The 13,411-nt window shown below is 60.1% G+C and carries 15 protein-coding genes; 5 read left to right on the top strand and 10 right to left on the bottom strand.

From position 1 onward, the window contains the following. Positions 1-8: 8 nt before the first annotated feature. From AAEO81_RS19855 to AAEO81_RS19830, 6 genes are all read right to left on the bottom strand, one after another. Positions 9-473, bottom strand: coding sequence for an XRE family transcriptional regulator (locus tag AAEO81_RS19855; protein WP_341958671.1), 465 nt, complete (start codon positions 471-473; stop codon positions 9-11). Between the two features lie 344 nt (positions 474-817). Beyond that, on the bottom strand, positions 818-1,429 hold the full coding sequence (locus AAEO81_RS19850; RefSeq protein WP_341958670.1) for a PqiC family protein: 612 nt from the start codon (positions 1,427-1,429) through the stop codon (positions 818-820). Further along, entirely contained in the window at positions 1,426-3,108 is a 1,683-nt protein-coding gene (locus AAEO81_RS19845; RefSeq protein ID WP_341958669.1) for an MlaD family protein, read from the bottom strand. The genes AAEO81_RS19850 and AAEO81_RS19845 overlap by 4 nt, the downstream gene beginning before the upstream one ends. Then, positions 3,101-3,715, bottom strand: coding sequence for a paraquat-inducible protein A (locus tag AAEO81_RS19840; protein ID WP_341958668.1), 615 nt, complete (start codon positions 3,713-3,715; stop codon positions 3,101-3,103). The genes AAEO81_RS19845 and AAEO81_RS19840 overlap by 8 nt, the downstream gene beginning before the upstream one ends. Continuing rightward, positions 3,712-4,344 carry a paraquat-inducible protein A gene (locus tag AAEO81_RS19835; RefSeq protein WP_341964573.1) on the bottom strand — a complete coding sequence of 211 codons (633 nt, stop codon included), beginning with the start codon at positions 4,342-4,344 and terminating at the stop codon, positions 3,712-3,714. The genes AAEO81_RS19840 and AAEO81_RS19835 overlap by 4 nt, the downstream gene beginning before the upstream one ends. Before the next feature lie 279 nt (positions 4,345-4,623). Further along, positions 4,624-5,502, bottom strand: coding sequence for a LysR family transcriptional regulator (locus tag AAEO81_RS19830; RefSeq protein WP_341958667.1), 879 nt, complete (start codon positions 5,500-5,502; stop codon positions 4,624-4,626). A gap of 120 nt (positions 5,503-5,622) precedes the next feature. On the opposite strand from AAEO81_RS19830, the gene AAEO81_RS19825 reads away from it, so the two are divergent. Further along, a complete protein-coding gene (locus tag AAEO81_RS19825) occupies positions 5,623-6,795 on the top strand; it encodes a mandelate racemase/muconate lactonizing enzyme family protein (protein WP_341958666.1) in 1,173 nt (390 codons plus the stop codon). A gap of 97 nt (positions 6,796-6,892) precedes the next feature. Here the strand turns inward: AAEO81_RS19825 and AAEO81_RS19820 are convergent, their stop codons facing one another. Beyond that, the gene (locus AAEO81_RS19820; protein ID WP_341958665.1) at positions 6,893-7,141 is read right to left on the bottom strand and encodes a hypothetical protein; all 249 of its coding nucleotides are present in this window, start codon (positions 7,139-7,141) and stop codon (positions 6,893-6,895) included. 260 nt (positions 7,142-7,401) lie between these two features. On the opposite strand from AAEO81_RS19820, the gene AAEO81_RS19815 reads away from it, so the two are divergent. Together AAEO81_RS19815 and AAEO81_RS19810 are read left to right on the top strand one after the other, a co-directional pair. Further along, positions 7,402-7,755, top strand: coding sequence for a hypothetical protein (locus AAEO81_RS19815; protein WP_341958664.1), 354 nt, complete (start codon positions 7,402-7,404; stop codon positions 7,753-7,755). 94 nt (positions 7,756-7,849) lie between these two features. Next, on the top strand, positions 7,850-8,344 hold the full coding sequence (locus AAEO81_RS19810) for a hypothetical protein (RefSeq protein ID WP_341958663.1): 495 nt from the start codon (positions 7,850-7,852) through the stop codon (positions 8,342-8,344). A gap of 48 nt (positions 8,345-8,392) precedes the next feature. Here the strand turns inward: AAEO81_RS19810 and AAEO81_RS19805 are convergent, their stop codons facing one another. From AAEO81_RS19805 to AAEO81_RS19795, 3 genes are read right to left on the bottom strand one after another with little or no spacing between them, the layout of a single operon-like run. Continuing rightward, positions 8,393-9,142 carry a transporter substrate-binding domain-containing protein gene (locus AAEO81_RS19805; protein WP_341958662.1) on the bottom strand — a complete coding sequence of 250 codons (750 nt, stop codon included), beginning with the start codon at positions 9,140-9,142 and terminating at the stop codon, positions 8,393-8,395. Between the two features lie 21 nt (positions 9,143-9,163). Further along, positions 9,164-10,510, bottom strand: a complete 1,347-nt coding sequence (locus tag AAEO81_RS19800) for a diguanylate cyclase (RefSeq protein WP_341958661.1) — start codon at positions 10,508-10,510, stop codon at positions 9,164-9,166. Between the two features lie 2 nt (positions 10,511-10,512). Beyond that, entirely contained in the window at positions 10,513-11,283 is a 771-nt protein-coding gene (locus tag AAEO81_RS19795; protein WP_341958660.1) for a transporter substrate-binding domain-containing protein, read from the bottom strand. A gap of 340 nt (positions 11,284-11,623) precedes the next feature. On the opposite strand from AAEO81_RS19795, the gene cydP reads away from it, so the two are divergent. Together cydP and AAEO81_RS19785 are read left to right on the top strand one after the other, a co-directional pair. Further along, entirely contained in the window at positions 11,624-11,821 is a 198-nt protein-coding gene (cydP, locus tag AAEO81_RS19790) for a cytochrome oxidase putative small subunit CydP (protein WP_166597345.1), read from the top strand. Next, entirely contained in the window at positions 11,818-13,407 is a 1,590-nt protein-coding gene (locus tag AAEO81_RS19785) for a cytochrome ubiquinol oxidase subunit I (RefSeq protein ID WP_341958659.1), read from the top strand. The genes cydP and AAEO81_RS19785 overlap by 4 nt, the downstream gene beginning before the upstream one ends. Positions 13,408-13,411 lie beyond the last annotated feature (4 nt).

Below are 13,411 nucleotides of genomic sequence, written 5' to 3'. Positions count from 1 at the left end.
TCAAGGGCTCACGTCAGTTTCGAGGTGACGAAAATCAGCCTGACAGACGCTTGTGCCAACTCTTGCGCCTCGGTGCGGATGACTTCCAGTTCCTGTTTGACGGCGTTGTCCTGAGTGCCACTGGAGCGCACTTCCACCAATAAAGCCATCTGATACAACGCGTCGATGAGGCCGTGAAGATTGCGGTGTAACTGTTCGGTCACTTTTTCCAGATGTTCGTCAGGTGCATGATCAGGCATAAACGGAGATGGCTTGGTGCTATCAAGTTCAAGAAGGCGTGAACCCGTCAATACATAATTGATATCAATACCGGCACCTGAAATGCGCAATAGATAATCGGCTTTTGGCGACCGTGCGCCGCTTTCGTAGTTACCTTGTGCGTTGGTTTCAACGCCCCCAATCGCCCCCAAAGCGCTTTGCGAAAGTTTAAGTCGGGTGCGCTCTTGCCGAAGTCGCGGACCAATCCCTGTCATATGAGCCTCCAGCGTCCATCCGCAGGTGGCCTTCGTCGGCCCGGCAGCAAGCGGGTGTACGCATAACACAAGTAAAGTTGAATGAATGATTAATCAAAGCGCTCAATCATTTCGTCGAAGTTTCGTAGAGAGTGTATGAACGATGTGGTGACAATACAGAACATCCGATTGAAGTGGAAAGGGATCCAATCGGTTGTTAAAGATATTTCGTGAAACGTACGTATGATCTATTTTTGTTAATAGCTGTACGAAATGGCTTTTCTGTATAAGTTGCGAGTGAGAATTAGGGCAGCCGCGACGCCAGCGGCCTCCCGGACAGAAAGCCGCTTAAACGGAATGTTTAATCAGGAAGGGCAGCGGGCTGTCGTGTTTCGAGCCCATTCATTTGCGGTTTTGGCGATGGCATTAGCCAGGCTGGACACGGCTTTTTGATGGGCAATGACCAGATTTTCCATACCCGTCCCGGCAGGCTGGCGAATCACGCTGCTGCAGGTGAGGGTCTGGCGTTTGCTGCCGTCGGCACGCAGGCTCAAGTTCCAGACGACATCGATCAAGGCGTATTGATCCAGCACCGACTCGAAGCGACGCACGTCCGTTCGGACCGTCAGAACCGGCTGGTCGCTCTGTTTGGGCAAGCCGGCCAGATCGCGAGAACCGAAGCGACGTTCCAGCTCCCCGGTCAGCGCGTCGTGAAATTCATCTCCCAACGGCGCGCCCCAGCGCTCGTTTTCCAGAATGGCCAGGCTGCCGTTGCCCTGACGAACGACCAGCGGCGGCTGATCCACCTGAACGGCCATCAGCACCGGCTGCATCTCGAACTGAAAGGGGGCTGGCGTGACACCCGCCGAGCCCTGAGCAGCGGGGGCGATCAGGGTGTAGTAATGCGTCGGCGTCGACGAACAGGCGCCAAGGCTCAGCGCGCAGACGACGGCCAGCAGGTGAGTACGCACAGTCATTGGGCAGGCTCCGGAGCAATTTCACGGGAAGAGGACGAACCTTTGTAGGAACCGGGTGCGGCATCGCCGGAGCGGCCACGAATCAGCGATTCGGGGTGGCGACTGAGGAAGTCGGTCAGCACCCGAACCGAGCGGGCGGTGCGCTGCACTTCATCCAGCGCCTGACCCAGTTGCTGCCGCGCAGGCGAGTCGTCCGACAGCGTGTCGTTGGCATTGCCGAGGGTTTTCTGCGCCTGTTGCAAAGTGCCGGTCATTTGCGGAAGGACCTGACCGTTGACGGTTTTCATGGTCTTTTGCAGTTCGATCAGGCTGCCATTGAGGTTTTTTGCCAGATCGTCGATGGGGATCTTGCCCAGCTTGTCGACGAAGGCCTGAAGTTGCTCCTGCAATTTGTCGAAGCTGCCGCCCACGGTCGGGATTTCCAGCGGTCGCGCTTTAGGGTCGTAGGCAATTCTTGGGGCTTTGGGATCAAAATCCATGGCCACGTACAACTGGCCGGTCAGCAGGTTGCCGGTGCGCACTTGCGCCCTCAGCCCGCGTTCGACGAAGCGTCCCAGAATCCGTGACGTCTGTTCTTCTTCGTCGCCACCACCGGCCTGTTCCTTGAGTTTGTCATTGGCCGCGCCGAGCCGCTGCGGGTAAATGACGGCGCCAACGACGCCGGGGAACGTTCCCGTCGCCGGGTCATAGTCCAGATCCACCGAAACCACCCGCCCGATGTTCACGCCAAGAAAGTCCACCGGGGCGTTGACCACCAGGCCTCTGAGCGACTGATTGAAGCGCATGCGGATGTATTTCGGCTCGCCGTCCGGAGGCGCAAGTGCTGTGGTCTGGTCCTCGAACAATTTGAATTCGGCGTTGGCGTTGGCGGGCTTGGCGTCCGGGCTGTACTTCGGTTCGCGGAAGGCGATGCCGCCGGAGATGATCGAGGTGAGCGATTGCGTCGACACTTTCAAACCCGCCGCGCCCAGGCTGACGTCCACCCCGCTGGCGTTCCAGAAGCGCGAATCCGTGAGCACGTATTGATCGTTGGGTGAATTGACGAAGATTTCGATGTCCACGCCCTTGCCGTCTTTCGCCAGCTCATAAGCCACCACTTGGCCCACTTGAATGCGCCGGAAGTAAATCGGCGAGCCGATGTCGAGTGAGCCGAGGTCGTCGGTGTGCAAAATGAAGCGTTTGCCTTTCTCGCCGAAGGTGACCGGCGGCGGGTTTTCAAGGCCGATGAAATTCTTTTCGGTTTTGTCCGAACTGCCCGCGTCGGCGCCGATGAAAGCCCCGGACAGCAGGGTGTCCACGCCAGACACGCCATGTGCCCCGATGCGTGGGCGTACGACCCAGTATTGCGAGTCGGCGCGGGTAAAGGGGGTGGCCGATTGATTGAGTTCGATGGTCGCCAGAATGTGCGTACGGTCGTCGCTCAAGGCGATGTCGGTCACCGTGCCGATCACCACGTTCTTGTACTTGACCTGGGTTTTCTTGGCTTCCAGGCCTTCGGCGGTCAGAAAACTGACCACGACCTTCGGCCCGACGTTGAGAAAGTCGTGAATGACCATCGACAAGCCAATGACACCGGCGACGATCGGCACCAGCCAGACCAGCGAAATACGGGCTTTGCGGGCCTTGACCTGCGGTCGTGCAGGCTCCGGGGCCGACGGGGGGAGGGCGTTATCAGACATCTTCAACCTCTGCGTCCCAGATCAACCGGGGATCGAAACTCATGGCGGCCAGCATCGTCATCACCACCACCAAACCAAAGAACAGGATGCCCAGTCGCGGCTCGATGGTGCTGAGCCCGCGAAACTGGACCAGTGCCGCCACCAGGGCGACCACCAGCACGTCGAGCATCGACCAGTAGCCGATCAGCTCGATGAAACGGTAAAGCCGGGAACGCTCACGCATGGCCCATTGGCTGCGGCGCTGGCAGGTGATCAACAGCATGCCCAGCACCAGAAACTTGATGCACGGCACCAGCACGCTGGCGATGAAAATCAGAATCGCGATGTCCCAGGAGCCGCCCTCGGCGAATTCGATGACACCGCTCATGATGGTGTTTTCACTGGCACTGCCCAGCAGCGTCGTGAACATCACGGGCAGCGTATTGGCCGGGATGTAGAAAATCAGCCCCGCGATGAGAAATGCCCAGGTGCGCGTCAGGCTGTTGGGTTTGCGCCGGTGCACCGCCGAATCGCAGCGTGGGCAGACCTCGACGTCTTCCGGGCAGACGTAAGAGCAGACATGGCAGAGCGTGACCTGGCGTTCGCGGGCGTAGGGGATGCCGTTCATTCGGGCTCGACCCCCAAATCGTCCCACAGCCTGCGGATGTCTTTACCCGCGATCAGGACGATCAGCACCATGAGCATGGCCATGGCCCAAAGGCCGACGCCGGGATGAACGTCAAGCATCCCGCCGAGTTTGATGATCGCCACCAGAATGCCCAGCAGACAGACTTCCAGCATGCTCCAGGGCCGCAAGTGTTCCAGCGTGCGCATGCAGGTCTTGAAGCCGGGGGCGATTTCGTTGCGTCGCGCGTGCACCAGTACCCAGAACAGCAGTGCGATTTGAAGGGCGGGGGCGAGAATGATCGCCAGCCCGGCCACCATCGCGATCAAGGTGATCTGCCCCTGAGCCAGCGCTTCGACCGAACCCCAGAGGGTCACCTGGTTGTACAGGCCCTTCATGCTGATACTGATGACCGGAAACACGTTGGCGAAGATGAACATGATCCCCGCCGCAACGCTCAGCGCCAGCATCTGTTCAATGGTCATGCGGTGGCCACGGTTGAGAACCGCCGCACAGCGCAAGCAATACGCGGATTCCCCTTTGCTCAACGGCTGGGCGTGGTAGAGCGAATCGCAGTGTTCGCAGATGATCCATTGCGCGGGATCGGGCTGCGAGGGCGGGCTGCTGGTCATCGGCGCCGTCGTCGGGGAAATGGGCGTATTCACGTTAATTCGGTATCTAGCGGGGCATGTGAGTCATTGACCACAATGCCAGCATGGCGTTCGGTGTGGTCGGGCGACATGGAAAAACAACTGAATCAAAGCACGTTCGCCGGTGCACGGGTGAGAGAGGTGTTACGACGTTTGTCGTCCAAATCCCGGCGATTGTAGCGCGATACACCGCCTTCGTGCTGGCTGAAGTGGATTCGTGCCACCGCCGTTCAGGCCGCGGGTGAGCGGGGCGATCAAAGGCTAGAGCTTCGCCCAGAAATCTTCGGCGAAATCGCTCAACGCCATGCTCGGTCTGAACAGGCGGATTTCCATCGGGATGTCCCAGTGTTCGTCCAGCGCCCGGCACAATTTCCCGTTGGTCATTTCCGGCTCGGCGAGGGTCCTGGGCAACCACGCGAAACCCTTTCCCTCCAGCGCCATCGACAGCAAAACCGCCGCCAGGTGAGAGCTGAACACGGTCTGCAAGTGGGGTGGCTGGGGTTCTTTGCGCAACCGTGCGGACACGATTCGGCCCAGCCCGGACTCGGCGGTGTACCCCAACAATGGCTGCGGACCGCCTAACGCGCGCTCGGCGGAGAGTTCCTGAGCCCCGGCACCGAGGGGAATCAGGACATCGGTTCCCACCACTTTGGAATAAAAGGACTCGGCCGGAAACAGCGGCGGGACCTCTGGGTGCTGGTGGCACAGCAAAAACTGCACTTCGCCGCCCAACAACATCTGCTCACACACCCGCATGTTGTCCGAGTGCAGGCGAATGGCCTCGATAGGGCTGGTACGTTCTGCCGCTCTGACCCAGCCGGGAAAGAACGTGAACGAGAGCGAGTGGGTCGCGGCGAAGTGCAACGAACGTGCCTGCTTTCCGGCGACCTCCCGCGCTTCCTGGCGCATCTGGTACACGCGCCGGGTCATCTCTTGCGCGTTGGCGAGCATGTGCTGGCCCGCGTCAGTCAGGGTCGCCCCTTGGGTGGTGCGTTCGAACAGATCGACCCCGACCCACGTCTCCAACGCCCGAATCCTGCGGCTGAAGGCGGGTTGCGTGACGTGGCGCAATTCGGCAGCGCGGGAGAAATTGCCGCTTTGGGCCAGCGCATTGAAGTCTTCCAGCCAAACCAGTTCCATCGTGATGCCGTCCGCGCATTGAGTGCCGCGTTTTTAGCATTGGCCGTCGCGAAAGGTCCAGCCCTAGAGTGAGACCCAACACGCGCTGCACCTTTCACTGAAAACAATAGGAGTGACTTCATGCGTATCGTCGATATTCGCGAAAAGACGGTTTCCATTGCTTCGCCGATTGCCAATGCCTACATCGATTTTTCCAAAATGACCTGTTCGGTGGTCGCGGTGATCACCGACGTCATTCGCGATGGCAAGCCGGTGATTGGTTACGGCTTCAACTCCAACGGCCGTTACGGACAGGGTGCCCTGATGCGCGACCGTTTTCTGGCCCGTGTGCTGGAAGCCGACCCGGAATCGCTGATCGATCAGGAACATGACAACCTCGACCCGTTCGCCATCTGGAAAACCCTGATGACCAACGAAAAACCGGGCGGTCACGGCGAGCGCTCGGTGGCGGTGGGAACGATTGACATGGCGGTGTGGGACGCGGTTGCGAAGATCGAGGGCAAACCCTTGTATCGCCTGCTGGCCGACCGGTACCGCGATGGCGTGGCGGACGACAAGGTGTGGGTGTATGCGGCGGGGGGCTATTATTACCCCGGCAAGGACCAGACCAAGCTCAAGGCTGAGATGCAGAGCTATCTGGATCGCGGCTATGACGTGGTGAAAATGAAGATCGGCGCCGTGCCGCTGGCAGAAGACCTGCGCCGCATCGAAGCCGTGCTGGAAGTGGTAGGCGACGGTCAGCGCCTGGCCGTGGACGCCAACGGCCGTTTCGACCTGAAGACGGGTATTGCCTACGCCGAAGCGATCAAGCCCTACAACCTGTTCTGGTACGAAGAGGTGGGCGATCCGCTGGACTACGCGCTGCAAGCCGAGCTGGCCAACCACTACGAGCTGCCGATGGCGACGGGCGAAAACCTGTTCTCCCACCAAGACGCCCGCAACCTGCTGCGCCATGGCGGCATGCGTCCGGATCGCGATTTCCTGCAATTCGACTGCGCGTTGTCCTACGGCCTCGTGGAATACCTGCGCACGCTGGACGTGATGAAAGAGCTGGGTTGGTCCTCTCGCCGCGTCGTGCCTCACGGTGGACATCAGATGTCGCTGAACATCGCCGCTGGCCTGCATCTGGGTGGCAATGAATCCTACCCGGATGTGTTCCAGCCATTCGGGGGCTTTGCTGATGGCATCCAAGTCGAGAACAGCTACGTTGGCCTGCCCGACATCCCGGGCGTGGGCTTTGAAGCGAAATCGGCGCTGTATGCGGTGATGCGCGAGTTGGGCGAGGGCGCCTGATCAAAACCTTTGCTCTGCTTGATCGATGGCGGAGTGTGCGCAGGGACGATCTACAGCCGGAGAAGCTAGGGCGTGAAGCCCTAGCGAATGACCGGTGTCACTTTTTCTTTTTTGCAGGCTTGTCGGCTTTCTCTGACTTCTTGGCCTTTTCAGGCTTGCTGTCAGCCTTCTTGGCCGATTTTTTCGGCTCAGCGTCTTTCTTCTTGTCTTTCTTTTCGGAAGATTTGGACAGCGCTGAAGCCGCGGCCGCTTTTTTCGCCGACGTCGCTTTTTTATCCTTCAGGTCCTTGCTGGCTTTCGTCGCTTCGCCTTTGCTTTTCTTGTCATCTTTAGCCACGTTAACCACCTCTCAAAATGTGCCCGGATTGGCACAGGGCTTGTGGAAACCTCCCCAAGCTGATCATTAGGTGGACGCGTCCAGAACCGGTTCCATCTATTTGCGCCGCCTGCGATCAATATCCCGTTTGACCCGCGTCGGAACGTCGCAGCTTTGGCGCGCCAACGTTGATTCACAGTGCCCGCACCCCATTCATCGATTCTTTACCCTGCTTCTTGGTCAGGTCCACGGTGATAGACTCTCGCCACTTCAACCGAGGAGCGACAGACGTGCGCAAGATGGCAATGATGGTGGCGGTGCTGATGCTGGCAGGGTGCGACGGTGGTAAACCGGCGACGCCCGCCAAGGTTCCGGCCACCGATTCGGTCGCGGAAGCCCCGACCCCGGCTTCATCGCAGTGGACCATTCGCGTTCATTTGAAAGAAGCCTTGAGCGACATGGCCTACTGGCTGGTCGAGCACCATTACCCGTCGTACGTGGTCAAGGTCGAAGGCAAGGAAGTGGTGATGATCGGCCCGTTCGATTCCCAGGCTGCCGCCGAAACCGCCAAGACCGACATCGACGCAGCGCTGGTCAAGGGCCATCGCCTGTCGCAACTGGAAGTCATCCCGCCTAAATCCTGATCGTTCGACGATCTGACGCGACACCCTGCCGTGGCTGTGCCACCCTTCCTTCACGCATCCGAATACTCGGCTGCGTGAACCGGGAATCGCCGTTATGGACGAGATTCAACGCCTCAGCGATCTGCTGGCGGCCAATCAACGCTACGAAGAACAGAAACAGCAACGTTTTCAGGACGATCTGGCGCAGTGGAATGCCAGCATCGAAGCGCTTTACGCGCAGGTCGGGACTTGGCTGAAGCCCTTGATCGACGCTGACCAGACGCGTTTCGAGTACGAACCTCACCTGGCTCAAGGCAAGGGTTACCCGGATGAGAACTCACCGTTCATGACCCGGCGCATGAGCTTTTTTCTGGGCAATCATGAGGTGGCGTTCGTGCCGGACGCCATGGGTGCCAAGGGCCAGGTCAGCGTGTCGCTGGCAGGTGTGAGCCTGCACGGGCAAGAAAAATACAGCCTGCAACTGGACCCACTGCGTCGTGACTGGCTGTTGAAGAAAACCGTAGGCGTCAAGGACTCGGAGCCGGTGGCGTTCACCGCCGATCATTTCGGCAAACTGCTGCAGGCGGTGGTGCCGCAGCGGCAGGGATAAATGAGAACGGCGTGGCGACAGGGGGCGCCAAAACGTGACGGGCCCCCTCTACGGTGCCAGCGCCTTCGCCACGCTCCCGTCTGCTTTCAACTGAGCGAAGGCCTGGGTCACGCGCTGGACCGTGTCAGGCGGGGTTTTCAGGCTGAGGGCAATGTAGAGGCTCTGGGAAAGGTCGTCGATGGTGTACACGTTTTCCAGCAGGTCGAAGGAGACGTTCAGGTCGCGGCACTGGTCGCGGGCTTCTCGCTCGGGCATGGGCACCAGTGCAACTTGGCCGCTGAGCAGCTTGCGCAGGTTGTCGAGGTTGTTGGCGGAGACCACCATTCGGCTGAAATGCTGGCTTTCCAGGTATTGCTGGCGGGCGTCGTCACGGACGACGCCAATGGTGAATTTCTTCGCGTCTTGCAGCGTGCCGACAGCGACGTCTTTTCGCTCGCGCAGTTTGAAGAACACCTGGATCACCGGTTCGAGCTCGCCCACCCAGTGAAACTGCGTCTCGCGCTCGGCGTTGCGGATCATGGGGTAAATCACCACGTTCGGTTCGAGCCGCGCCATGTCGTACGCCCGCGCCCACGGGTACAGGGCCATGTGGTAATCCTTGAGTCCTGCATTGACGAGGGTCTTTTCGACGATCTCGCTGGCCGGGCCCGCGACTTTGCCGTCCTGGAGCCAGCTGTAGGAGGAATCCTCGGTGACGACGTGCATCGTCTCGGCCTGGGCGCTCAGGCACACCAGCACCAGGACGCTGGCCGATAACACGCCCAAGCGCTGTTTGATCGAATAGCGGGTACGGCGCATGTCGCATTCTCCCTGATCGGGTCAGATCTCACACCGGTTGCGGCCCTGACTTTTGGCGCGGTACAAGGCTTTGTCGGCGCTTTGCAGCAGTTGATCGAAACGGTCCATGTTGGCGGGGTCGAGTTCGGCGATGCCGATGCTCATCGTCACGTACGGCGACACCCCCGAGCCTTTGTGAGGCAGCTTCTGGTCGGCGAGCAGCGCCTGCAAACGTTCGGCGGAGCACAGCGCCTGTTCGCGGCTTTGTCCTGGCAGCAGCACCGCGAACTCTTCGCCACCCAGGCGTGCCACCAATTCGCCGGAGCGCGAAAACAGCGCGCTCATGGTCAACGCCACATCGCGCAGGCATTGATCGCCATTGGCGTGGCCGTAGTTGTCGTTGTAGAGCTTGAAATAGTCGATGTCGCACATCAGCACCGAGAAAGCTTGCCGATGGCGCAAGGCGCGGTTGAATTCCAGCTCTTTCACTTCGTCGAAGTGACGACGGTTGGCGAGGCCGGTGAGCGGATCGAAGCGGGTCATGGCCTCCAGCCGGGTATTGGCAGCCTTGAGCTGGGCGGTGCGTTGCTCCACCAACTCGGCCAACTGATCGCGGCTGGCGGCGAGGGCCAGTTCGTCGCGGGTCTGGCGTTCGAGGTGATTGGCCAGTTTGTCTTGCAGGTCGTTGACCCCGGCTTCCAGCAGGTCCAGCTCGTCGCTGACCTTGCTGCCGCGCCCGAGCGCCAGATGGTGTTTCAGGTTCTGCGGCGTCAGTTGTTCCAAGTGCTCGGCGATACGGCGCACATGCAGGGTCACCGAACGGTTGAACATGCCCATGATCAACCCGGCCAGAGCCAGCGACTGAATGATCTGGGTCAGCATGATGACCGCGACTTCCTTCCACAGCCGTTTCCACAGCAGGCTTTCGTCGCCCTCGATGGTCAGTTCACCGACCACTTCATTGGCGCCGGGGTAGGGAACGACGGTCAGTTGACGGTGTAGCGCGGGGGCGAGTGATGAAGTGCCATGGCCCGGATGCTGACGCTCCAGCACTTCCGGTGGCCGGCCGGGGCGCAGAATGCGCAGCTCGACGCGACCCACTGGCGCCGCAAGGGCCACGCTGTCGATCTGCGTTTGCAAGGCCTCATTGTCCATTTCCCAGACCGCTTTGGACAACGTGCCCTGGAACACCTGATCGATCAGACCGAGTTCGGCGTTCATGTTGGAGAGGTTGGTGTTCCAGGCGAAGCAGGTCCTGACGGTGACGGTGGCCACGGTAAACAGAATGCAGAACGCCAGCGTCGCCAACACCAGCCTGCGCGCCAACGAGCCGGCACGCGGGGGCGCGGCGGCGTTTTCAGGGATCTTGGACTCGGACTCAGCCAGCATGCTCAATTCCATTTACGTGCTATGGCATCGTAGGTTCCGTTCTCACGGACAGTCCTCAGCCCTTTCTCAAACAGCCGAACAGTAGCATCCGGGGTCCCTCGGCTGAAAGCCATGCTGAACCCGCCTGCTTCTTCCAGTTCGGGCACACGCAAGGATTGCACCAGAGTCTGCGCCGGGTTGTCTCCCGCCTGATGGGCAATGTAATTGGCGTTCAGCTCGTCGGAGATCCACAGGTCCACATGCCCGGTCCGTAGCTTCTGATAGTTGAGTTCGTAGCGGTTGCTCGATTGCAGCTGACGGCCGACCTTGAAGCGCTTGCTCATCAGGTATTGCTCGCCGACGTCCTCGTTGACCGTTGCGGTCTGCCAGTCGCGGGCGTCGTCCAGGTCCAACAGCGAGATGGGGTGGGTCGAGGAGGAATAAATGAACCAGCGCGACGCGGCAATGGTGCCGACCCATTTGAACAGCGGCTCGCGTTCGACGGTGCGGGTGATGGAATAGATCAGCACGTTGGGATCGTGCAGCGCCAGATCGTAGGCCCGGGCCCACGGCATCGACTGAATGGTGGCGTCGACGTTCACTTCCTTGAGGACCGCGCGCACCACCTCAGTGCTCATGCCGGTCAACTGGCCGTCCCGGGTCATGTTATAGGGCGGCAACTCTTCGGTGACGATCCGGATCGGCTCGGCGCTTGCCCCGAGAACGCTCAGGCACAGCAAAACCGCGCCGTACAACACGCTGCGTGTCTTCATCTTGAGCGTTAGGGGAGCCATGGCCTGCGACCTCGTCGATGGCAGCAGTGGCTGTTATCCGGTCTCCAGACGGAGCGGGGGAACATGACCTGACTGCCTCTTATGGCCTAGATATCGGCTGAAAAATCCGGCACTTGAGGCTGTTATCTGCCGTTTATCATTTACTTCTCCGGCGGTGGCAGTCCGGCCTGTCAGCGGCGCAGACCGTCAATGCGCCAGCGTCAGGGAGTTCTGCGATTAAACGCGATAAACCCCAGTGTGGCGTTGTGTCACACCCTGTTACCCGGCGTTTTTTGACGTGGGTCAATGGTCTCGGAAGGTGCCGTAGGAAAATTACGACGCACCCCGACGAGTCTTCAACATGCCCGGTCCCTTCGATTTCCTCAAACACCCCTTGGCGAAAGAAATAGGGCTGATCCTGTTGATCAAGCTCGTCCTGTTGATGGGCATCCGTAGCGTCTGGTTCGACGCGCCGGTCGAAGTCAAGGATGACGGGGTGCAAGCTGGCCTGCATGTATTGGGCGCCCCTCCCGTATCTGATGAGAAGAACCCAAAATGATTTCGGAATCAGTCGTCGACCTCTCTCGGCTGCAGTTCGCGATGACCGCGCTGTATCACTTTATCTTCGTGCCGCTCACGCTGGGCATGACGTTCCTGCTGGCCATCATGGAGTCGGTGTACGTCATGACCGGCAAGCAGGTCTACAAGGACATGACCAAGTTCTGGGGCAAGCTGTTCGGCATCAACTTCGCCCTGGGCGTCACCACTGGCTTGACCATGGAATTCCAGTTCGGCACCAACTGGGCCTATTACAGCCACTACGTCGGTGACATCTTCGGCGCCCCGCTGGCCATCGAAGGCCTGATGGCGTTCTTCCTGGAATCGACCTTCATCGGCCTGTTCTTCTTCGGCTGGGACCGCCTGACCCGCGTGCAGCACTTGACCGTCACCTGGCTGGTGGCGATCGGTTCGAACATGTCGGCGCTGTGGATTCTCATCGCCAACGGCTGGATGCAGAACCCGGTCGGCGCCGAGTTCAACTTCACCACCATGCGCATGGAGCTGACCAGCTTCGCCGACCTGCTGTTCAACCCGGTTGCCCAGGTCAAGTTCGTGCACACCGTGGCGTCCGGTTACGTGACCGGTTCGATCTTCGTCCTGGCGATTTCCAGCTGGTACCTGCTCAAGGGCCGCGACATCGGCTTCGCTCGCCGTTCCTTCGCCATCGCTTCGGCATTCGGCATGGCCTCGATCCTGTCGGTCATCGTGCTGGGTGACGAGTCCGGCTACGAAATCGGCGACGTGCAGAAGACCAAGCTGGCGGCCATTGAAGCCGAATGGGAAACCGAGCCTGCACCGGCCGCGTTCACCCTGTTCGGGCTGCCGAACCAGGAAACCCAACGCACCGATTACGCGGTCAAGATTCCTTACGTGATGGGCATCATCGCCACCCGTTCGGTGGACAAGCAGGTCACCGGCATCAAGGATTTGGTCACCGAGCACCAGGGTCGCATCCGCAACGGCATGGTCGCCTACGACCTGCTGGGCAAACTGCGCGCGGGCGACAAGAGCGAGCAAACCCTCACTGCCTTCAACGATGTGAAGAAAGACCTGGGTTACGGCCTGCTGCTGAAGAAGTACACCGACAAGGTGGTGGACGCCAACGAGCAGCAGATCAAGCAGGCCGCACTGGATTCCATCCCGCATGTCGCGTCGATTTTCTGGACCTTCCGCATCATGGTCCTGAGCGGTGTGCTGATGCTGGCGCTGTTCGCCTGTGCCTTCTACGCCTCGGCGCGCAAGAACGAATCCAGCAAGCGCTGGTTGCTGAAATGGGCGCTGTTCAGCCTGCCGCTGCCGTGGATCGCCACGCAGACCGGCTGGTGGGTGGCCGAGCACGGTCGTCAGCCCTGGTCCATCGGTGAAGTGCTGCCGGTTCATCTGTCGGCGTCGACCCTGTCCAGCGGCGATGTCATCGGCTCGATCCTGGCGCTGGTGGGCTTCTACACCGTCCTGCTGATCATCGAGATGTACCTGATGATCAAGTTCGCCCGCCTGGGCCCGAGCAGCCTGCACACCGGCCGCTACCACTTCGAGCGCCGCGAGAGCGACGTGCCTGCCGCCCCACAACCGACGCTGGCCTGAGGAA

Origin of the sequence: Pseudomonas sp. RC10 (genome assembly GCF_038397775.1) — a bacterium.
Lineage (GTDB): Bacteria > Pseudomonadota > Gammaproteobacteria > Pseudomonadales > Pseudomonadaceae > Aquipseudomonas > Aquipseudomonas bambusae.
Note: the sequence above shows the minus strand (reverse complement) of the source record. Positions and strands in the feature narration are given on the sequence as shown.

What these genes read in the sequence shown, in the direction of transcription:
- AAEO81_RS19855 (WP_341958671.1), bottom strand. Translation starts at nt 473, where the DNA reads ATGACAGGGATTGGTCCGCGACTTCGGCAAGAGCGCACCCGACTTAAA.
- AAEO81_RS19850 (WP_341958670.1), bottom strand. Translation starts at nt 1,429, where the DNA reads ATGACTGTGCGTACTCACCTGCTGGCCGTCGTCTGCGCGCTGAGCCTT.
- AAEO81_RS19845 (WP_341958669.1), bottom strand. Translation starts at nt 3,108, where the DNA reads ATGTCTGATAACGCCCTCCCCCCGTCGGCCCCGGAGCCTGCACGACCG.
- AAEO81_RS19840 (WP_341958668.1), bottom strand. Translation starts at nt 3,715, where the DNA reads ATGAACGGCATCCCCTACGCCCGCGAACGCCAGGTCACGCTCTGCCAT.
- AAEO81_RS19835 (WP_341964573.1), bottom strand. Translation starts at nt 4,344, where the DNA reads ATGACCAGCAGCCCGCCCTCGCAGCCCGATCCCGCGCAATGGATCATC.
- AAEO81_RS19830 (WP_341958667.1), bottom strand. Translation starts at nt 5,502, where the DNA reads ATGGAACTGGTTTGGCTGGAAGACTTCAATGCGCTGGCCCAAAGCGGC.
- AAEO81_RS19825 (WP_341958666.1), top strand. Translation starts at nt 5,623, where the DNA reads ATGCGTATCGTCGATATTCGCGAAAAGACGGTTTCCATTGCTTCGCCG.
- AAEO81_RS19810 (WP_341958663.1), top strand. Translation starts at nt 7,850, where the DNA reads ATGGACGAGATTCAACGCCTCAGCGATCTGCTGGCGGCCAATCAACGC.
- AAEO81_RS19805 (WP_341958662.1), bottom strand. Translation starts at nt 9,142, where the DNA reads ATGCGCCGTACCCGCTATTCGATCAAACAGCGCTTGGGCGTGTTATCG.
- AAEO81_RS19800 (WP_341958661.1), bottom strand. Translation starts at nt 10,510, where the DNA reads ATGCTGGCTGAGTCCGAGTCCAAGATCCCTGAAAACGCCGCCGCGCCC.
- AAEO81_RS19795 (WP_341958660.1), bottom strand. Translation starts at nt 11,283, where the DNA reads ATGGCTCCCCTAACGCTCAAGATGAAGACACGCAGCGTGTTGTACGGC.
- cydP (WP_166597345.1), top strand. Translation starts at nt 11,624, where the DNA reads ATGCCCGGTCCCTTCGATTTCCTCAAACACCCCTTGGCGAAAGAAATA.
- AAEO81_RS19785 (WP_341958659.1), top strand. Translation starts at nt 11,818, where the DNA reads ATGATTTCGGAATCAGTCGTCGACCTCTCTCGGCTGCAGTTCGCGATG.